This is a genomic window from Flavobacterium sp. (assembly GCF_043756175.1).
Taxonomy (GTDB): Bacteria; Bacteroidota; Bacteroidia; order Flavobacteriales; family Flavobacteriaceae; genus Flavobacterium.
Window position 1 is genome coordinate 19177 of the sequence record NZ_JAYURN010000093.1, and the last position, 20634, is coordinate 39810.

Consider the following 20634-nt stretch of genomic DNA (forward strand, 5'->3'; position numbering starts at 1 on the left):
TATGAAGTTCAGTAAATTGTTTTTAGTAGCTCTTATGAGCTTTCCATTGTTTTTTTCTTGTTCAAACGACGAGGATGTGCCAGTAGCACCAGTTTTAGGAGCTTATGAAAATGGTACTTTTATTTTAAATGAAGGTAGTTCAGGACAAGGTTCTGTGTCTTTTATTGGTAATGATTTAACCAGTTTTACACAAGATATACATTCAATTGTTAACCCTGGTGATTTATTTGGAAAATACGTGCAATCTATGTTTTTTAATGGTGACTACGCTTATATTATTGCTGGTGGATCTAATAAAATCAATGTTGTAAACAGAAAAACATTCAAATTAGTTGCAAAAATAGAAACAGGTCTTGTTGCTCCAAGATACGGAGTTGTAGTAAACGGAAAAGCTTATGTTACTAATGCAAATACCTATTCTTATGCGAATCCATCAACAGGAAATACAGATGATTTTATCGCTGTAATAAATCTTACAACAAACTTAGTTGAGTCTACTATTCCGTTAAACGCAACAGCAAATAGAATATTAGTTGAAAATGGTAAATTATACATATCAGAACCATATAATAATACAAAAGTATTAGTTGTAAACCCTACTACGAATACACTAGAAACACCTTTAAATGTTGGGTCCGATGCAGATACAATGGAAGTAAAAAACGGATTCCTGTATGCGTTAAGAAGTCCTTACGGAGGACCAAGTGAAATTGTAAAAGTAAAATTATCAGACGCTACGACAAGCTCAGTTGTTTTTCCAGCGGCATTAAATGATGCTAAAAATTTAGATATTTATGAAAGTAAAATCTATTACACTGTCGGAACATCAGTTTACGCAATGGATATAGCGTCAACCACTGCATCAACAATACCAGTTTTAAGTTATACTTCAACTTCAGCATGGGGAAAAATGTACGGTTTTGCAGTAAATGGCGGACGCATTTATATTGCCGATGGTGGTGATTTTACAGCAAATAGTAAAGCATACATTTATTCTTTAACTGGTACTTTGCAAAAAGAAATGACGGTTGGAGTTGGACCAAATGGTTTCTATTTCAATTAGATTAAAACAATATTTAGAAAATTATTCAAGCCTCGTTCTAACCATTTGGAACGAGGCTTTTCTGTATTCATAAAAATAAATTTTATTATCTTGTAACAAAAAATACAGTTACTCGTCTTGACTATATAACCAACCATTATGAACCAAGTTGAATTTATAAACCATGTAAAACCATTTAAGGACAAAATGTTCCGGTTAGCCAAGCGATTACTTGTAAGCACCGAAGAAGCCGAAGATGCAACGCAAGAAGTTCTTGTAAAACTTTGGAAAAAGAATGATGTCCTTAAAAGTTTTGGAAGTACCGAAGCTTATGCAATGACAATAACTAAGAATTATTGTTTAGATGTTTTAAAATCAAAAAGAGCAACAAATTTGCAAATTGTACATAACAATTATGCCGAAAACGGAGCCAGTTTACAACAAAAAATTGAAGACAATGATTCCTGGAATTGGGTAGAAAAATGGATAAATGATTTGCCAGAACAACAAAAACTAATAATCCAAATGCGAGATGTAGAACAATATGAGTTTGAAGAAATCTCAAAAATATTAGAAATGAGCGAAGCTACAATAAGAGTAGCCTTATCGAGAGCCAGAAAAACAATAAGAGAAAAACTGACAAATACCCATAATTATGGAATTCAATAAAATAGAGATATTAATAGAAAAATACTTTCAGGGAGAAACCTCGATTGCCGAAGAAAAGGAGTTGCGCAGCTACTTTTCATCTCAAGATGTGGCGCCACATTTAGAGCAATATAAAGCAATGTTTGGTTATTTTACCCAATCAAAAAAACAAGAATTTGTACAAGAGATTCCACAAATCACTAAAAAACGTAATGTTATGTGGTTGTCTGTTGCAGCATCGGTTGTGGTTTTGTTGGGCGTTACTACATTTTTAATGATAAATACTAATGAGCCTGTAAATCATCAGAATGAGTTGGGAACTTATGAAAACCCAGAAATCGCATTCAAAGAAACACAGAAAGCATTAGCCTTATTATCATCAAATGTAAATGTTGGCATAGAAAGTGTAATGTATGTACAAGAGTATGAGAATACGAAAAATAGAATTTTTAAAAAGTAAAAATCAATCAATTAAAATTAAAATCATGAACAAAAAATCAATAATTATAGCCTTATTTATCTTATTACCATTCTTTAGTCAAGCACAAACGTTGTTCGACAAATATGACGGTCAAGATAATGTAACCTCAATAATCGTAAACAAAAAAATGTTCGATTTGATGAGTAAAGTAAAAATGGAAGCTTCAGACAAGGATGCGCAGAAATATTTGTCATTGATAAAAAAATTAGACAACCTAAAAGTGTTTATGACATCGAGTGCAAAAATCACGGGAGACATGAAAGTTAATGTAGAAAAATACCTTAAAACTAGTAATTTAGACGAACTAATGCGTGTAAACGACAATGGTAAAAACGTAAAAATTTATGTAAAATCAGGAAGTTCGGATTCACAAGTAAAAGAATTGCTAATGTTTATTGAAAGCACGAACGTAAAAGGAAACGAAACCGTTTTGATGTCACTTACAGGAGATTTTGATATCAATGAAATTTCTACATTAACAAACAAAATGAATATTCCTGGCGGAGATGTTCTTAAAAAAGCGGGTAAAAAATAATCATGGCAATGCTAGTAAGATTTCTCGTAGGTTGTACTTTAGCACTACTGTTTAGTTGCAAAAGCGAACCAAGTTTGCAAAAATATTTTGTAGAAAATACCGAAAATAAAGATTTCGTAGCACTCGATTTAACACCAAAAATGTTAAATATTGACAATGCTAAATTAAGTGTTTCTCAAAAAGAAGCCTTGGCATCATTTGAAAAAATAAATGTATTAGCATTTAAAATAAATGATAAGAATAAATTTCAATTTGAAGTTGAAAGAGCAAAAGTAACGTCAATTCTAAAAGATGTAAAATACCAACAACTAATGAAGTTTGGTTCCGGAAAAGAAGGAGCACAAATAAGTTTTGTAGGATCAGATGAGCATATTGAAGAATTTGTTATTTACGGAAACAAAAAAGAAAATGGTTTTGCTGTAGTTCGGATATTAGGAAAAGATATGAATCCTACTTCTATCATGGAAATGGTGAGTATTCTAAAAAGTGGAAACATCAATTTAGATCAGCTAAAACCATTACAAGATTTAATGAAATAGTTTTGAATTAAGTTATAAAAAAAGCGATCTATCAGATCGCTTTTTTCGTTTATTTAAAATATTTAAAGGGAACAATAAGCATTCCAAAACATTCCCCATCACCTTTACCTATATGTTTGTGATGCATTTTGTGAGCCCTACGAACTGCGCGAGCATATTTGTTATTAGCATTTCTGAAAATTTTAAAACGTTGGTGAATAAAAATATCATGAACTAGAAAATAAGTTAATCCGTAAGCAAAAATCCCTAAACCAATGGCAAGTCCAACTTCGAGAATGTCATTCTTCCAGAGTAAAAAGAAAAGGATGCTCACAATAGCATAAAATATAAAAAAAGCATCATTTCGTTCAAACCAAGAAGCGTGGTCTTTTTTGTGATGATCGGCATGCAAATTCCACAAAAAACCATGCATAATGTATTTGTGGCTAAACCAAGCCATAAATTCCATAAAGAAAAAAGTAAAAAAGAAAACTAAGATATATAACCACATAATTTCTACAATAAATTTAAACGATATTTTACATAACAATTGGCAAGCAGACCAACTTTTTGATAATCAGAAACCCGAATTCTAGTGTTTTTTATTTCAGATGACGGTGTTTTTTTTAATTTAGATAACAACTTTTTGTAATAAACATAAGCTGTATAAACACCAAATTTTGCTTCTATAGGTAAATTTACAATACCTTCATAACCAGCTCTAAAATCGGCTTCAATTTCCTGAATAATGGCTTGTTTAGAAACTTCATCAAGTTGTGATAAATCTGTATTAGGGAAGTAAGTTCTGTCTAAATCTTCAAAATCGGCTTTCAAATCTCTCAGAAAATTTACTTTCTGAAATGCTGATCCCAATCTCATGGCTGAATTTTTTAAGCTATCGTACAATTCTATATTTCCTTTTACAAAAACCTTTAAGCACATTAGTCCAACAACATCAGCACTTCCATAAATATATTCGTTGTATTCGTCTTTGGTTTTGTATTCTTTTTTTTCTAAATCTAGTTTCATACTTTTCATAAAAGCATCAATTAGCTCATTAGGAATATTGTGTTTGTGCACAGTATGTTGAAAAGCATTCAAAATAGGATTTAAACTTATTTTTTGTTTCAAAGCATTTTCTAAATCTATTTCAAAGGTATTAAATAATGCTTCTTTGTCATAATCATGAAAACTATCTACAATTTCGTCTGCAAAACGTACAAAACCGTACACATTATAAATGTCTTGCCTAATACTTGGCGCCAGCATTTTTACCGCCGACGAAAATGAAGTACTATAAGATTTTGTCACAATCTTACTACAATCATTAGATACTATGTCAAAAAGTGATTTCATGTTATGATGAATGTTTTTTTATTAAATCGGCAACTAATTTTCCAGAGATTAATGCAGGAGGAACACCTGGCCCAGGAACGGTTAGTTGACCTGTGAAATATAAGTTTTTTATTTTTTTACTCCTTAATTTAGGTCTTAAAAAAGCAGTTTGTAATAAAGTATTTGCCATTCCATAAGCATTTCCTTTATATGAGTTGTATTCTTTTATAAAATCGTTTACACAAAAGGATTCCTTAAAAATAATATTTTTTCGGACTTCTTGGTTTGTGATTTTTTCGAAACGAGTCATTATTTTTTCAAAATAAGTATCTCTTAATTCCTGAGTGTCTTCAATTCCAGGAGCAATCGGAATTAAGAAAAAACCATTTTCGCAACCTTCTGGTGCCGTTTTGTGATTTGTTTTTGATGTAAAATTTGCATAAAACAAAGGCTCTGTGGGCCATTTGGGATTGTCATAAATCTCTTCTGAGTGCAAATTGAAATCGACATCAAAAAATAAATTATGATGAATAACATTATCTAATTTTTTATCAAAGCCAACGTAAAATAGGAGAGAAGAAGGAGCAAAAGTCTTTTTGTTCCAATATTTTTCAGAATATTGTCTATATTCTGATTCTAAAAGTGTTTCAGTATGATGGTAATCGGCTCCAGATAAAATGATGTCAGTATAAATTATCTTTCCATTTACTAAAATTCCTTTCGTTATTTTGTTGTCTACTATTATTTTTTCAACATTTGCATCTGTAATTATCGTTACACCTAATTGTTTTGCTAAAGTTGCCATTCCGTTTATCACATCATGAAAACCATTTGTAGGCTGCCAAGTTCCTAAACCAAAATCAGCAAAATTCATAAAGCTGTAAAAAGAAGGAGTTTTTGATGGTTTTGCACCCAGAAATAAGACGGGGAATTCTAATATTTGTATTAGTTTTTTGTTCTTAAATTGTTTTCTAACATCTTTGCTTATGGTAGAAAAAAACTGATCTATTTTCTTAGCACTTTCTACAGTTACCAATTCAAGTGGTGATTCACCTGGTCTGTAAACCAAATCTTTTATTGCAATATCATAATTGCTCTGAGCTTTTTGTATGAATTTTTCAAGTTTTTTACCACTACCAGTTTCAATATTTTCAAAGGTGTTTACGATTTCTTGAAGATTGTCAGAAATGGTTATAAAATCATTTATACCATAAAAAACCTGATATCCTGGAGATAATTTTACTAAATCATAATAATCTGATGGTTTCTTGCCAAAATCAGCAAAGAATTTCTCGAAAACATCTGGCATCCAGTACCATGATGGTCCCATATCGAAAGTAAACCCTTCTTTTTTAAATTGTCTAGCTCTTCCACCAATAGTGCTATTTTTTTCGTATATGCTCACGTCATTGCCAGCTTGCGCTAAATAACACGCTGCTGCTAAAGATGAGAAACCAGATCCTAATATTGCAATATTTTTTTTCATAAATGTTTAACAAATGTACAAAAAAGTCAAACAAAAAAATGTTAAACTTTATATTTCTTTTATAATTGATTCTATCGATTGAAACACTTTTGTTTTTTCATTCAAAATTTTAGGGTTTATTTCGGTAGTCATTTTTCCTATAAACCAGCATTCTGAGGTTTTATCAATAAGAATTTCGCTTTTAATTTTCTCGATATAATTGTTAATATCATCTTTTGTTGGTTGTACGGTCATATAACTTACAAAAGTGATTTTGTCAAAATATTTTTGAATATCTTTAAGACTTTCAATAGGAACACTTTCTCCAAGATATATTGTCTTATAGCCGTTTGATATAAATTCGTAATTTAAATACATTAATCCAAGTTCGTGAATTTCATTATATGGTAAATATAAGACAAAAATTTTATCAGTTTTTGTTGGTTCTAAAACCTGAATTTTTTCAATATTTGTTATCAATTTTTGTTTTATCAAATAGCTAATAAAATGTTCATGCGCAATGCTTATAGTATTCGATTGCCATAACAAACCTATTTCATTCATGAGCGGAATAAAAACTTCATAAAAAACATCTCTAAAAGATTTTTCGGACAATAAATTATTATAAGTATTAATGAACAGAGTCTGGTCAAAATTCATCATAGCCATCTTAAACGCATTTATAGCATGACTTTTTGTGCTTTTTTCCGTCACAATTTCTCGAACCAATACAGGAATTTTATCAGGAGATAATTTAGATATTCGAGATATTTTGTAGCCATAATCATGAAGCAAAGTTATATTTAATAGCTTTTGAAGATTATGTATATCATATAGGCGAATATTAGTATCGGTTCTCATGGGTTCTAATATGGCATATCTTTTTTCCCAAATTCGAATGGTATGCGCTTTTATTCCCGAAAGATTCTCAAGGTCTTTAATACTAAATACATTTTTAACTACGTTCATCTTTTTATCATAAAAGTTAAACAAAATTAATCAAATAATTGTTTAGTTTACTTATATTTGTTAAAATACTTTCAAAAAATGCAAATAAAGTACGATTATATCTTTGCAGGAGTGGGATTAGCGAGTCTAATGATTTTAGATAAAATGATAGATGCTAGGTTTTTAGACGGAAAAAAAATACTATTGTTAGAGCCTAATGATAAAATCAGCAATGATAAAACTTGGTGTTTCTGGGAGAACGATATAGGTGGTTTTGACAATTTAGTTTCAAAAAAATGGAAACAAGCTTTATTTGTTAACGAAAAACAAACCATCAAATGTCTTTCTGACGGTGCAAATTATAAAATGATTGAGTCCATTCGTTTTTATAATTATGTTTTAGATAAGTTAAAAAAATATCCAGAAATTATCTGGAAAAAAGAAAGTTTAATTGCTTTTGAAGACAAATATTCGGAAGTAATTGTAACATCTAATGTTGCTAAATATACTACAATTAAATTTTTCAATAGTGTTTTTGATTGCTCAAAAATTGAAAATAATAAAAAATATCCACTTTTAAAACAGCATTTTATAGGTTGGTTTGTAAAAACTGCGAATCCAATTTTTGATGCTAATTGTGCAAATTTTATGGATTTTTCAATTCCGCAAAAAGGGAATACAAGATTTATGTATGTTTTGCCATTCTCTGAAACCGAAGCACTAATCGAATATACTTTGTTTTCTGCCGATTTATTGCCGGAAAATGAATATGAACAAGCGATAAATGATTATCTAAAAGAAAAAGGAGCACACACTTTCGAGATTATTAAAAAAGAGCAAGGAAATATTCCTATGACCGTTTTTCCTTTCTGGAAAAGTAATTCGAAAAATGTTTTGCATACAGGAACCGCTGGTGGTTGGACAAAAGCCAGTACGGGTTATACGTTTAAGAATACAGTAAAACAATCGGAAAGAATAGTTTCGTTATTAAAAACAAAAACAATCGATTTTAGAAAATTTCATAAACCGAATAGATTTCTATTTTATGATACACTTTTTGTTAGTGTTTTGTATAAAAATAATGCTTTAGGAAAAAAAATATTTTCTAAAATGTTTCTAAAAGTGAATCCTAAAAAAATATTTAGGTTTTTAGATGAAGAATCTAATCTGAAAGAAGAATTACAAATTATACTAGCTTGTCCTAAAATACCATTTATAAAGGCACTCTATTCTAGCTTTATAGCATCCTTAACTCAAAGTTAGCCATTACAAAACAATAATGAGGAAATTATTCTATATAACGTGCAAGAGACTTTTGGATGACACTTCTCATTTGTTTGCGGAAATATTCGGGACGAATCACTTCAAGACCATTACCAAACCCTAATAAAATACGTTCTAATTCATAATTAGGAATCACAAATAAATGAATGATAATACTGCCATCTTCATGTTGTTTTATCAATCGTTGCGAGTTGTGTAAAGGTTTAGTTAATACATAAGGAGCATTCATTGCGTCTATCCAAAGTTCAAATACCTTAGGTTGAAATCCTGTGTTTACAGTAACGCCAACCACATTTTTGTAATAAGTGTCAGCATTAAAATCTTCTTCTAAATGGGGTAATTTGAAATCATAATCAATAGAAATTATTCGGTCCAAAGCCAAATTTGTTATGGGCTGACTCTGCTTTCTTCGCCCTATTAAAAACCATCGATTGTTGAATTCTTTTAATATAAAAGGATGAAAATTAAACTTCTTTTCGTCTCTAGATTTAAAGGATTTGTAGGTAATTACTAAAACTGTTTTTTTGATAATGGCTTGGTAAATCTCCTCTAAGAATTGCAATCCTTTCAGTTTTTCATTTTTATCTAGATGAATAACGGGTTGTGTTTGAGATTTTTCGGCATAGATTTTATCTTCCAAACGTTGCAAAATATCAGATACATCACTAAATAAAGAAAAATCTTTAAATTGCTTTAGCATAGAAACCGTTTCCGTTAGCACATTAATATCAGTTTCTGTTAGTGGAATATCGGTTATAGTAAATTCTTCGTCATCGTATTTGTAGAATTTTTTATCATACACTACAATTGGCGCATTGTAACCTAATTTCTCACTACGCATCAACTGAATATCCATTTGAACTGTGCGTTTGCTGACTGAATTTTCTTTTCCTTCATATTCAAACAGCGCCTCAGAACAAGCCTCGATCAAATCATCTAGCGTCCAAGTTCGGTATTGGTTTTGTAGACATTTGTCGATGGTTTTATAACGGATAAGGGCGTTTTTGTTTTGAGACATTTTTTTATTTTTTGGGCGTGACCCTCCGTAAAAACTACGGGTCGGGCTATTCGTTGCAAGTCCTCGCACTTCCTTCGTCAGGCTGTGGGCTTTTCACTGCTATCCCTCACGCAAATCAACAATATTTTTAAATTCAACTTAATAATTCAATTTCACTTTTTATATTTTCTCTAGCTTTGGCTTCGTATTTATTTCTAAATTCGGCTGTCTGAAAAATGAAATCATTTTCAAGAAAATGTTTCAATGCCTTTTTTCTTCCGGGTTTGTACAAAATATTCGGATATATTTTATATTCTTTTCTAATCTGATCAAAATAGATTTTGTAATCTTCCCAGTCTTTAGAAAGTATTTTCAAATCGAAATCTATCAACCAGTTGGTGTCTTTTATTTCGTTTTGTTGATGAAGTTGTGTCGTACAAATCATGTCAAAAACTAATTGTTTATCCAGTGTTGTATGCTCTGGTAAAATAGACAAAGCAAATTCTGCACTTCTCAATTCGTTGTCTTTTCGAGTGACTTTATAGACAATATCGTGGTAAAAAATAGCGTACAATACTTCGTTGGGAAATTTTAAATTAGACTTATAAATCTCATACAATTCTATCATCTCTTTCAAATGATTTAGATTATGGTAGTGTCTGGATTTAGTGGAATAAGCTTTTTCTAAATCAGACCAATTATTTTCAATGCAATCCTCATTAAATCCTATTTTTAAAAGTAATTCGGTATATTTATTTTGAAGCATTTCGGTTGTATTTTAATCAAAAGTACGTTTCTTTTTTTAGTACGCAAAATAACTGCGTAGTCCAATTACAATATTTGCATAGAAAATAAAAGTATAATAAAATGGAACAAAAATTAAAATTTACAGGAAGAGATATTATCGAATTAGGATTCAGACAAGGGGCTTGGTTCAAAGAAGCGATACAATATATTAATGACAATCAATTAGAAAGCAAAGAAATAGAAGATTATTTAGAACAATTCAAATCGCCTGATCCTATTGCTTTACATGTTGATGTTATTCCTTTTCATCAAAATATTAAGGCAGATAACGAATTGGAAGAAAAAAACGTAACCGATGTGGTGCAAACGATGAAAACCTTAATGCGAACGCCAACCTTGGTCAATGGTGCGATTATGCCCGATGCTTGTCCAACAGGTTCTGAAGGAACTATTCCAGTAGGAGGTGTGGTGGTTGCTAAAAATGCGATTCATCCAGGAATGCACAGTGCCGATATTTGTTGCTCGGTGATGTTGACCGATTTCGGAAAAACAAATCCAAAAACCGTTTTAGATGCAGCGCATGCTATTACTCATTTTGGAGGAGGAGGAAGGAGCCGTGAAATACAATTCCGTTTGCCTTCAGAAATGTTAGAAGCATTTGAAAGCAATTATCTTTTGAATGATGAAAAAATGATTAGTGCTGCTCGTTCCCATTTAGGAACACAAGGCGATGGAAATCATTTCTTATTTGTGGGAATTTCAAAAAACACAGGAAATACAATGATGGTTACGCACCATGGAAGTCGGGGTATGGGTGCGAATTTGTTTAGAAAAGGAATGCATATTGCCGAAAATTTTAGGAAAATTATATCGCCAGAAACTTTACCACAAAACGCTTGGATTCCTTTCGAAACAAAGGAAGGGCAACTGTACTGGGACGCTTTGCAAATCATCCGTTCGTGGACAAAATTAAACCACGAATGCCTTCACGATGCTACTTTAGAAAAATTGGGAATTGAAAAAGAAAATCGTTTCTGGAACGAACATAACTTTGTTTTCAAAGAAGGAGATCTTTTTTATCATGCTAAAGGCGCAACGCCATTGGATGCGAAATTTATGCCAGATATTACAGGACCTCGTTTGATTCCTTTGAATATGGCGGAATCGGTTTTAATTGTGGAAGGTGCTACAACCGAAACCAATTTAGGATTTGCTCCTCATGGTGCAGGAAGAAATATGAGCCGAACCCAACACCGAAAAAGTAAGGGAGATAAAACAATACTTGAAGTTTTTGAAGAAGAAACCCAAGGATTGGATATTCGATTTTTTTCGGACGAAATTGATATTACCGAATTGCCATCGGCTTATAAAAATGCGGAATGCGTAAGAAATCAGATGGAGGAATTCGGATTGGGAAAAGTAATTGATGAAGTGCATCCTTATGGTTGTATCATGGCAGGAAATTGGGAAATAAATGCCCCTTGGAAGAAAAAAAGAAGAAAATAGAAAACCCAAAAAAGATAAAGGTTCAAATCCTTTCTAAGTGACCATAAATGGTAGTAGTTTAAGTTGGGAAAACATTTTTGGTTTTTTACTACAAAAACAGGTATTTATACGCTGTTTTTGTAGTATTTTTTTGTTAAATTTGAGAAATACATTATGGAAAATAAAATACGAGAAAAGTTACTACAAATAGAACGTGACAAAGAGGTAAAAATCCTTTTTGCAGTCGAGTCAGGGAGTCGTGCCTGGGGATTTGCTTCACCAGATAGCGACTATGATATTCGTTTTATCTATAAACACGAACCCGATTATTACCTATCACTCTGGGAAAAACCCGATGTAATAGAATTTATGACGCCAGACGATTTAGACGGTTCAGGATGGGATATAGCCAAAGCCTTAAAATTATTAGCCAAGTCGAATGCGCCACTCATAGAGTGGTTGTTCTCGCCTGTTGTGTATTATCAAGATGAGGTATTTGCAAACACCATGCGGGAATTGGCAAAAGACTGTTTTTCGCCCATTGCGACATTACACCATTATTTAGGAACGACCAAGAATTTTATGGACGTTTGCGAGCAGGAAGAAGTAAAATTAAAAAGCTATTTCTATGCTTTACGCACCGCATTAGCAGGAAAATGGATTATAGAAAACAATACGTTTCCGCCAGTAGATTTTTTAGAGTTATTGCCCATAGCACCACAAAACATACAAGATAAAGTAAAAGAACTCATGACAATAAAAGCCAATCAAGATGAGAAATACTTGCACCCTAAAGAAGTTTTAATTACCGATTATTTACGGGAAACCGTAAGTTTTAATCAGGAAAATGCAGGTACTTTGAAAAGTGGAAAGAAAATGAGTAAGGAATTGGATGAGTTTTTTAGTGGAATGATAATTTAACTAGATTAGAATATTTAATATCAATGAAAAAAGAACATTTATATTTTAAAAATCCTTTAGAAGGAGTTACAATATTTAAACAAAAATCAAGATTTAATCCTAATTCTACCGAAGGTGAACAAGAGGATGAAGATATTATTAAGGATTATAATCCAAAAAAAGAAGATTTTATTCGTTCATTGAATAGTTTTCAAAGAAAAAGAGTACAAAGAGATGAAAGGAAAACAATCATGATTCCTGAAAAAATAGAATTAATCAAAATTAGCTTTCACGATATATTTGATTCGTCAAGTTTTGAAAATATTTACAGGAATAATTTTGGTCTTGATATAATTTCTTACACAGATTGGAATACTAAAGCGATTTTTGCAATTTCTGACTATGAAAGATTTAAGAATTTTATAAAACAATTAGAGATTTTTATTAATACTGAAAGTCATTTTAATACTCAATATGATAAAAATATTAAGTTTATTAAAGAGTTTGATTTTTTATCTAGAGATTTAATTAAAAATTACACTGATTTTAAGAATCATATAATAATTGATTTAATTGATTCGTTGGAACTTGATTCAATTAAAAATAATATTGAAGAAAGATTGATTCATTATTTGGAGGATAGAGAAATAGAGTTTAATAGTAATTTTGAATTAAATAGTATTGAGTTAATTAATATTGAAGAAGAAATTATAATAGAACTAATTGATAATTTTGATATTATCCAATCAGTTAATTCATATAGTTCAGGTTTAGTTAAACCTAATTCATACAATCTTTCCGAAAAATCATACGGTTTTGAAATTATTAATAACGATAACTTACCTATCATTGGAATTATAGATACAGGAATTGAAAAGAATTCGCCTCTAAAAACTATCTTAATTAATGATGACTCTTATAATTTGACCAAAACCTCTCCATTTATAGACAATGTTGATCATGGTACTGCAGTCGCAACGATTGCAGCTTTAGGAGATAAATTGTATCCAAGTCATTTGGGTGAGTTTGAATCTGATGCAAGATTGTTGAGTATAAAGACATTAGATGATAATGCAGGGCAAATTTTCGAAAGCGATGTTATTAACTTGATTAGAAAAGCAAATTTTGAATATAACGTTCAGATTTTCACACTTACAATTGGTTATAGTGATTATAAAAAACACAATGAAAAAGTTTCTAATTATGCCTATGCTTTAGACAAATTATCATATGAATTAAATATATTGATTTTCATTTCTATTTGTAATGTGAGAGATTCTGAACATTTTTTTGATAATATTCAAAATAAATCACTTTTTCCTAAGCACTTTGAGACTGAACAAACTAATCTTTGCAGTCCTGCAGAAAGCATGAATAATATAACTGTTGGTGCATTTGCCTCAAATTTAGAAAATAACGATTTATTTAGAATTACACCAATCGGAACAGTGCCTGGAATTTACAGTAGAACTTTTCATATAAATTGGAATTTAAATATTTTTAAAGATAAAAATGGTAGCTTTAACCATAGAAGAACTAATAAATTATTTTTTAAACCAGATGTAATTTCATATGGTGGTGACTATGATAATCATTTTGATGTTAGTAAAACAGGTCTTAAAGTGTTAACAACTGAAATTGGTAGCTTTTTTAATAAAGAAGTTGGTACAAGTTATTCAGCTCCATTTGTTGCAAATTTAGCGGCGAGAATATTAAATAAGTATCCTGAATTAACAGATAATATGCAAACAATAAAAGCACTAATTATTAATAGTTCTGAAATTAAAGAAAAAAACGAAATAATAAAAGATATTGAGAGTTCTGTTATTGGAAATGGTTTACCTAATGAGCAGACTTGTTTAAACTCTTCCGAGGATAAAATTACATTTATTTTGGAAGACAGTATTGATCCAGAGACAATAAAATGTTTTTCATTACTTTTACCATCATACTTACTAGATTTAGCCAATCCTCAATCAATAATAGAATTTACATCCACTTTATGCTTTAGCTTTTCTCCAATTAATAAAAGTCAGTTCACATATTGTCCAATACATTTAGCCTTTGGCTTTTTTGATAATTTACCACTAGAGTTATATAAAACAAATGATTCAGGTGAAATATTGAAAAATGCAAATGGAACTCCAGAAGAATCTTTTGGAATTAATTACAATGCAATGGATAAAATCAAATTGAAAAACTCATGGTCTCAGGATTATTATTATAAACCAAAAGTTTTGAGTAATTCTCAAAAGGTAAGTTTTAAACTAACTAAAAAGTTTTTAGAAAAAAACATAGACAATAATGGAAATATCAAAGTTAAAATTGCATTAAATTGTAAATGCCATAAGCTTTTGGATGAAATCGAAAAAATAAAGTTAAAATCTAATTCAGTAAAATTTTCATTAATAACAACTATAGAAGAACTACCTTATAAAAATGAAACTACAGGTAGATTATATCAAGAAATGAAATTAATCAATAATTTACAGATAATTAATGAATTGAAATTGGATGCAGAAAATTAAATATTCATTGATTTTTTTTCAATCTCTATTAAATTTTGCCAAACAGAAGTATCAATTTTTGCTGATAATATAAATTCTGGTTTAGCAATAGCAAACAAGCTACGTTTTATTGCAGTAACTAAAGTCTTTTGAATGCTATAGTAAGATAAACCAATAGAATTTTTGATTACTTTATTTGCTTTCGTTTTATTGTCAAAAGTAAAGTTCCCATTTTTTAATGTTAAAGAAATTAAGTCTTTGATTTCTTTTTCTGTTGGTAAATTAAAGCCAATAGAAAAATCGAATCTTCTTAACAAAGCTTCGTCTAACATTTCTTTTTGGTTGGTAGCAGCAATAACAATACTTGATTGTGGTAAATAATCAAAAAGTTGAAGTATTGTATTTACAACTCTTTTCATTTCACCATGATCTTGACTGTAATCTCTAACTTTACCTAATGAATCAAATTCATCAATAAATATTATGCAGTCTTCAGAAGCCGCTTTACGAAAGATTTTAGAAAGATTTTTACTTGTTTCACCTAATTTAGAAGAAACAATTGCACCTAAATTAACCACAACCATCATTTTGTTTAACTCACCAGCTACAACATAAGAAGCTAAGGTCTTCCCACATCCAGATGGACCATGTAATAATAATTTATTAGCAATCGGTAAATCAAATTTTCTTAAAACTTCTGATTTATGATGTTCTTCAATAAAGTGATTTAAATTATCAATTACATTTTTATCAGCTACAATATTATCAAGATGATAATCTGATGTTAGTTTTTCTAAAATTAAATCTCCAACTTCTTTGTCTTCAATCCTATTAAAATAGGAGTCAGAACCAACTTTAGTTAAAGAACTAATTTTTTGATGACGAATGGATTCTTTTAAAATAGATTGTAATTGTATAGCAAAATTAGTTTTTTTGCTTTTTTTAGAATACTCAATCAATTCGTTCAGAACAGACAATAACTTTTCTTGGTCATTTTCAAGACCATACTTAGCAATATCTTTTATGTAATCAAATTGACTCATTTCACACAAAAGTAAGCATTTTTTATAATTTGTTCTAAATTTGTTTAAAAAATAAGATATCTAATAATATGACCATCCAAGACCTAAAGTCCCAAAACCTTATCCTCTTTGAAGTAATCTCGGGAAGTAAATCGTTTGGGCTAAACACACCCACGTCTGACACAGACATCAAAGGCGTGTATTATTTGCCGCTAAATGAGTTTTATGGGTTACATTATATTTAGTAAGTGATGAAACTAACAACAAATTAAAAATTAAAAAGTTATATAAAATTTAAAAACAATTATGCAAAAAGAGCAAAGAGTCGAAATTGTAGATATGCTTAGAGGTTGGGCACTTTTAATAGTAGTTATTTCAAATTATTTATATTTTGCTTACAGCCCAGAATGGACAATAAATGGAGAGGGAATTATCGCAACAATAATAAATGGAGTAGAATCTTTATTTTTTTCAGCTAAAGGTTGGACTTTACTTTTTACTCTTTTTGGTTTTGGTTTTGGCGTAATTTATGCTAAAAAGAAGCAACAAACTTATTTATTTCTTGTACGCCGCATGTTGGTTTTATTTGTATTCGCTTTTATAAATAGTTTGTTTTATGATGGTGATATTTTACGGGATTATGCTTTTTTAGGCTTACTTATTTTATTTTTTATTCATTTCTCCGCTAAAACATTATTGTATATAGCTGGTATATTATTTTTATTTGCGCCTTTACTAACTGCATACATAAATACTGTTGATACTACAAATATTAATAATTTGACTACTAGTATTGCACCTTTACGATTTAGTACACAATTGCTACATGTTTTTAAATACAACTTTTTGAATTCATTTTATTCTGAAGTTCTTAATTTGGCCTATTCTGTAACGGCGCATTATATAATGTTTGCTTGTATGATATTAGGTTTGGCATTACAAAAGAGTAAGTTCTTGGAAACTGTATTTGAAAGGAAAAATCAAATAAAAAAATCCTTATTTTCATTAGTAATTATCACTATCGTTTTATGGGGAATTTTTATGCTTTCTAACATTTATAAATTGCCCTATTTAAAGTATTTCTCATTTCATTATTGGATAGTTTTAACTACTATGCTTTCTACGAGTTTGTTTATTATACTATTGTATACAAATCAAAAATTAAAAAAAATACTTAAAGCATTTTCATGGGTTGGCAGAATGACTTTTACTAATTATCTAACTCAAAATTTAATTGCTTTTTTCGTATTTCAAGGAGTTGGTTTAGGATTATTTCATCATATGCCTTTCTATTTTTACTTTCTATTTGCGATAACTATTTATTCACTTCAAATCGGATTGAGTTATTGGTGGTTAAAACATCATGTTTACGGACCTTTAGAATGGCTTTGGAGACAATTAAGTGATACAAAAACGATGTTTATTAAATAAATTTCTATACAAAATATTACGCATATAACTTTTAAAATTTGTGCCTACAAAAACAAAGTATGACCATTCAAAACCTAAAACCTCCTCCTTTTTGAAGTTATTTCGGGGAGTACCTCGTTTGGGTTTTTACAAAAAATAATTCGTATCTTTACCCTTTAAATTCATGAAACATGAACTACAACATATCATTTCAGGAAAGAGCCAAGTTGAGCATGGAGCAAATATCCAAGCAATCGCCAGTTACCTTAAAAATGGCAAGAGAACAGGCACTTTGGTTGAAAAAGGAATCCACCTCAAAAAACAAGAAGAAAGTTTAATTGAACAATTTGCCTCAGATAATTCATTCTGGATTCCTGATGTAAATATTAAAAATTTTGTTTCAAGCGGCGCAGAGCAATTGGTTTATCTACAAAACGAACGAAAGGTTCTCAAACTAAATGATTCCATTTATTATGCTTCTTGGGTAGATTATTTTCATAATTTACTTCTCAATAATTATTTTTTCCCTGATACAGCATACAATTTACTCGGTTTTTATAAAAATGAAAAAGCTTTATACGCTGTTGTCGAACAAAACTTTGTTGTAGCAACTGAGAAAACAGAACTTATCAACGTGAAAATATTTCTTGAAAACTCTGGATTTGTCAATAAAAAAAGCAACGATTATTTTCATCCTGAACTAGGCATAATTTTAGAAGATTTACACGATGAAAACGTGATAACACAAGATGGAATTCTGAAATTTATCGATACAGTTTTTTACCTCACAGAACAATTTTATAAATGACCATTCAAGACCTAAAATCTAAAAACCTAATCCTTTTCGAAGTTATTTCGGGAAGTAAATTTACAATCAAACCTAACAGGTTTTCAAAACCTGTTAGGTGTCAATAGAAAAAAAATGACCATCCAAAACCTAAAATCCCAAAACCTAATCCTCTTCGAAGTCATTTCAGGAAGTAAATCCTTTGGGTTAAACACGCCAACATCAGACACAGATATAAAAGGCGTGTATTATTTGCCCAAGGAAAAATTCTTTGGACTTGATTATATCCCACAAATCAGCAATGAAACCAATGATGAGGTCTATTACGAACTCGGTCGTTTTGTAGAGTTATTACTTAAAAACAATCCCAATATATTAGAAATTTTGGCAACCCCGGAAGATTGTATTTTATACAAACATCCACTTATGGAGCAATTGCGAATAGAGGATTTTCTTTCAAAACTTTGCAATGATAGCTTTGCAGGTTATGCCATAACACAAATCAAAAAGGCGAGAGGTTTGAAGAAAAAAATCCTCAATCCAATGGAGAAGGAAAAGAAAAGTTTGCTGGATTTTTGTTATATTCTAAAGGGTTACAATTCGGTTGCAGTACCACAATGGTTGGAAGAAAATAATTATAAACAAGAAAATTGTGGGTTAATAAATATGCCAAATTCCAAAGGGATGTACGCTTTGTTTTATGATTCCAAAAACAGTTTGGGTTACAAGGGAATTGTTCAAAAAACGACTTCAAATGAAGTCTCACTTTCGTCAATTCCAAAAGGAGAGAATGATATAGCTTATTTGTCCTGCAACCAAGACGGATATTCTAAGTATTGCAAAGAATACAAGGAGTATTGGGACTGGATGGAAAAGCGTAATGAAGATCGTTACAACACCAACCAGCAACATGGTAAAAATTACGATAGCAAAAACATGATGCACACCATCAGGTTATTGCAAACGGCAGAACAAATTTTGGCAACGGGAAAATTAAATATTAGGGTTTCCAATCGTGCTGAGTTACTAGATATTAAAGCGGGTAACAAAGAATATGATGATTTGCTAGAAATGGCTGATGGTTTGATTGCTTCCATTGAAAGTTTATATGATAGTTGCACTTTACCTGAAACTCCTGATGTAGAGAAATCTACAAGAGCGTTGATCGACATTAGGAAGGAATTGTATCGTTAACTCACCAACATTTTGACCCCTAAAATGTGTTTGCAAATTCCTCTTTTTCCTTGATAAGCTGTTGACCAATCGCAGGTGCAACGTTGGAATCTAAATGGTTAGGTAAATAATTTTCAAATTCAGTGCTACATGTTTTTGCTCATCTCAAAGCAACTTTTTTAGTTAGGGTCTGCTGAAAAACTCAGCAGATTCTATTTACTATTGTCCAGTCTACAATCAAATATTTTTTTTCAACACTTTTACAACATAAGATAACACATTTTCATTTTTAATTTTTAGGTGTGTATCATAATTGCCGAGTGAATTAAAAGTACATCTAATTTCATACAACCCATTTTTCAAAGGAATAAGTTTTAGAGGGTATATTGATTTCTTTTGTCCATTGACAACCTCAATTTCTATATCGTTATGTTCAATAAGTTTGTAACTTTTGATTACAAATACTGCTTCAGTATTCTTTATTATCGAAAAATTCATTGTAGTTGGTGAAATAGGAATAATTTCTAAACTATGGGTTTCTTTATAAATTAAAGGTCCATTTGAAAACTCATATAGGCTAGGTATAGTATCTTTCAATATCCATTTTTGCTGTAAAGGATAATGATCTTTTATAAATAAATCTGGGTTTGACAAAAAATAACCGTCACTAAAATCAAATATAAATAGTCTATCATCTATGTTATAATTTCCACTTGACCATGTAGCATCGCATAAATACCATTTGCTATTTAATTTACGGCATTCCAAGAATGATTTGGAACTGTTTGCTTACCAATATTTGAGTTTGCAGTGCGACCATATCCGTCAATAATTTCACATTCTAGATTTGCCATATTTGCCATTTCTCTTATTAAAAAAGAATATCCTGTGCAAATGGTTTTTTTCTCTTTTACAATTTTTTTAAATACTTTCTTAGAAAATTCATTATTCCATTTTAAAAAAAGCAAACTGTCTGAGCCTATTTTTCTTCTTTTTTTCTCTATGAAGATGTTATTCTCATAATCACTCTCAATATTTGAACTTACCCATTTATAAATAGCTCTAAATTTTTCTACATCAGTCTTTAGATCTATTACAAGATTATGCGTTAACAAATAGAGGTTGTTCATGTTCTTCCCTTTATTTTTCAGGGCTATATTATCTGCTTTCTCGAAATTAATATTTTTAAAATCATTCTTTTGCGCATTAATTTTTAACCCAGAAAACAGTATAATTTGTAATAATATAAATTTATACATTAAAAAATATTTTTTAATCTTTGAAAGAAAGAAGGTTTTGAAACAAAAATTTCTTTTACAGAAACTTTACCCATCAACATTTGTTCATGTT

The 20634-nt window shown here is 30.2% G+C and carries 21 protein-coding genes and 1 pseudogene; 13 read left to right on the forward strand and 9 right to left on the reverse strand.

Annotated elements, in window-relative coordinates:
• Window position 1 precedes the first annotated feature (1 nt).
• From ACH2BP_RS07120 to ACH2BP_RS07140, 5 genes are all read left to right on the forward strand, one after another.
• The gene (locus tag ACH2BP_RS07120; RefSeq protein WP_395058380.1) at window positions 2-1063 is read left to right on the forward strand and encodes a YncE family protein; all 1062 of its coding nucleotides are present in this window, start codon (window positions 2-4) and stop codon (window positions 1061-1063) included.
• Between the two features lie 138 nt (window positions 1064-1201).
• A complete protein-coding gene (locus tag ACH2BP_RS07125) occupies window positions 1202-1711 on the forward strand; it encodes an RNA polymerase sigma factor (RefSeq protein WP_395058382.1) in 510 nt (169 codons plus the stop codon).
• Entirely contained in the window at window positions 1698-2150 is a 453-nt protein-coding gene (locus tag ACH2BP_RS07130) for a hypothetical protein (protein ID WP_395058384.1), read from the forward strand. The genes ACH2BP_RS07125 and ACH2BP_RS07130 overlap by 14 nt, the downstream gene beginning before the upstream one ends.
• Before the next feature lie 25 nt (window positions 2151-2175).
• Window positions 2176-2706: a DUF4252 domain-containing protein gene (locus ACH2BP_RS07135; protein WP_395058385.1), complete on the forward strand. Its 531-nt coding sequence runs from the start codon at window positions 2176-2178 to the stop codon at window positions 2704-2706.
• 2 nt (window positions 2707-2708) lie between these two features.
• A complete protein-coding gene (locus ACH2BP_RS07140; RefSeq protein ID WP_395058387.1) occupies window positions 2709-3245 on the forward strand; it encodes a DUF4252 domain-containing protein in 537 nt (178 codons plus the stop codon).
• A gap of 49 nt (window positions 3246-3294) precedes the next feature.
• On the opposite strand, the gene ACH2BP_RS07145 is transcribed toward ACH2BP_RS07140, so the two are convergent.
• The 4 genes from ACH2BP_RS07145 to ACH2BP_RS07160 are packed head-to-tail and all read right to left on the reverse strand — an operon-like array spanning window position 3295 to window position 6993.
• Complete coding sequence (locus tag ACH2BP_RS07145) at window positions 3295-3735, reverse strand: sterol desaturase family protein (protein ID WP_395058389.1); 441 nt, start codon at window positions 3733-3735, stop codon at window positions 3295-3297.
• A gap of 5 nt (window positions 3736-3740) precedes the next feature.
• Window positions 3741-4580 (reverse strand): phytoene/squalene synthase family protein, encoded by an 840-nt coding sequence (locus ACH2BP_RS07150; RefSeq protein ID WP_395058391.1) that lies wholly within the window; start codon window positions 4578-4580, stop codon window positions 3741-3743.
• A gap of 1 nt (window position 4581) precedes the next feature.
• Window positions 4582-6045, reverse strand: coding sequence for a phytoene desaturase family protein (locus ACH2BP_RS07155; RefSeq protein WP_395058393.1), 1464 nt, complete (start codon window positions 6043-6045; stop codon window positions 4582-4584).
• A 48-nt stretch (window positions 6046-6093) separates the two neighbouring features.
• On the reverse strand, window positions 6094-6993 hold the full coding sequence (locus ACH2BP_RS07160) for a MerR family transcriptional regulator (RefSeq protein WP_395058395.1): 900 nt from the start codon (window positions 6991-6993) through the stop codon (window positions 6094-6096).
• Window positions 6994-7071: 78 nt separating this feature from the next.
• Here ACH2BP_RS07160 and ACH2BP_RS07165 point away from each other — a divergent pair, with 78 nt between their 5' ends.
• Complete coding sequence (locus tag ACH2BP_RS07165) at window positions 7072-8235, forward strand: lycopene cyclase family protein (RefSeq protein WP_395058397.1); 1164 nt, start codon at window positions 7072-7074, stop codon at window positions 8233-8235.
• Window positions 8236-8260: 25 nt separating this feature from the next.
• On the opposite strand, the gene ACH2BP_RS07170 is transcribed toward ACH2BP_RS07165, so the two are convergent.
• Entirely contained in the window at window positions 8261-9274 is a 1014-nt protein-coding gene (locus ACH2BP_RS07170) for a helix-turn-helix transcriptional regulator (RefSeq protein WP_395058399.1), read from the reverse strand.
• A gap of 133 nt (window positions 9275-9407) precedes the next feature.
• Entirely contained in the window at window positions 9408-10019 is a 612-nt protein-coding gene (locus tag ACH2BP_RS07175; RefSeq protein WP_395058401.1) for a hypothetical protein, read from the reverse strand.
• Between the two features lie 101 nt (window positions 10020-10120).
• On the opposite strand from ACH2BP_RS07175, the gene ACH2BP_RS07180 reads away from it, so the two are divergent.
• The 3 genes from ACH2BP_RS07180 (at window position 10121) to ACH2BP_RS07190 (ending at window position 14913) form a co-directional block, all read left to right on the forward strand.
• Window positions 10121-11506 (forward strand): RtcB family protein, encoded by a 1386-nt coding sequence (locus ACH2BP_RS07180; protein ID WP_395058403.1) that lies wholly within the window; start codon window positions 10121-10123, stop codon window positions 11504-11506.
• 153 nt (window positions 11507-11659) lie between these two features.
• Window positions 11660-12406, forward strand: coding sequence for a DNA polymerase beta superfamily protein (locus tag ACH2BP_RS07185; RefSeq protein ID WP_395058405.1), 747 nt, complete (start codon window positions 11660-11662; stop codon window positions 12404-12406).
• 23 nt (window positions 12407-12429) lie between these two features.
• Window positions 12430-14913 carry a S8 family peptidase gene (locus ACH2BP_RS07190; RefSeq protein ID WP_395058407.1) on the forward strand — a complete coding sequence of 828 codons (2484 nt, stop codon included), beginning with the start codon at window positions 12430-12432 and terminating at the stop codon, window positions 14911-14913.
• Here the strand turns inward: ACH2BP_RS07190 and ACH2BP_RS07195 are convergent.
• Entirely contained in the window at window positions 14910-15935 is a 1026-nt protein-coding gene (locus tag ACH2BP_RS07195; protein WP_395058409.1) for an AAA family ATPase, read from the reverse strand. The two genes, ACH2BP_RS07190 and ACH2BP_RS07195, sit on opposite strands and share 4 nt — an antisense overlap.
• Window positions 15936-15991: 56 nt before the next feature.
• Here ACH2BP_RS07195 and ACH2BP_RS07200 point away from each other — a divergent pair.
• From ACH2BP_RS07200 to ACH2BP_RS07215, 4 genes and pseudogenes are all read left to right on the forward strand, one after another.
• A pseudogene (locus ACH2BP_RS07200) lies at window positions 15992-16156 on the forward strand (DNA polymerase beta superfamily protein); the annotation flags it as partial.
• 64 nt (window positions 16157-16220) lie between these two features.
• Window positions 16221-17345 (forward strand): DUF418 domain-containing protein, encoded by a 1125-nt coding sequence (locus ACH2BP_RS07205; protein WP_395058411.1) that lies wholly within the window; start codon window positions 16221-16223, stop codon window positions 17343-17345.
• Window positions 17346-17508: 163 nt separating this feature from the next.
• Window positions 17509-18132: a hypothetical protein gene (locus ACH2BP_RS07210; protein WP_395058413.1), complete on the forward strand. Its 624-nt coding sequence runs from the start codon at window positions 17509-17511 to the stop codon at window positions 18130-18132.
• Window positions 18133-18246: 114 nt separating this feature from the next.
• Complete coding sequence (locus ACH2BP_RS07215) at window positions 18247-19305, forward strand: DNA polymerase beta superfamily protein (RefSeq protein ID WP_395058414.1); 1059 nt, start codon at window positions 18247-18249, stop codon at window positions 19303-19305.
• Between the two features lie 216 nt (window positions 19306-19521).
• Here ACH2BP_RS07215 and ACH2BP_RS07220 read toward each other — a convergent pair whose 3' ends face one another.
• Both ACH2BP_RS07220 and ACH2BP_RS07225 read right to left on the reverse strand, forming a co-directional pair.
• Window positions 19522-20052, reverse strand: a complete 531-nt coding sequence (locus ACH2BP_RS07220) for a hypothetical protein (protein ID WP_395058416.1) — start codon at window positions 20050-20052, stop codon at window positions 19522-19524.
• Window positions 20034-20543, reverse strand: a complete 510-nt coding sequence (locus ACH2BP_RS07225; protein ID WP_395058418.1) for a transglutaminase-like domain-containing protein — start codon at window positions 20541-20543, stop codon at window positions 20034-20036. The genes ACH2BP_RS07220 and ACH2BP_RS07225 overlap by 19 nt, the downstream gene beginning before the upstream one ends.
• Window positions 20544-20634: the final 91 nt, after the last annotated feature.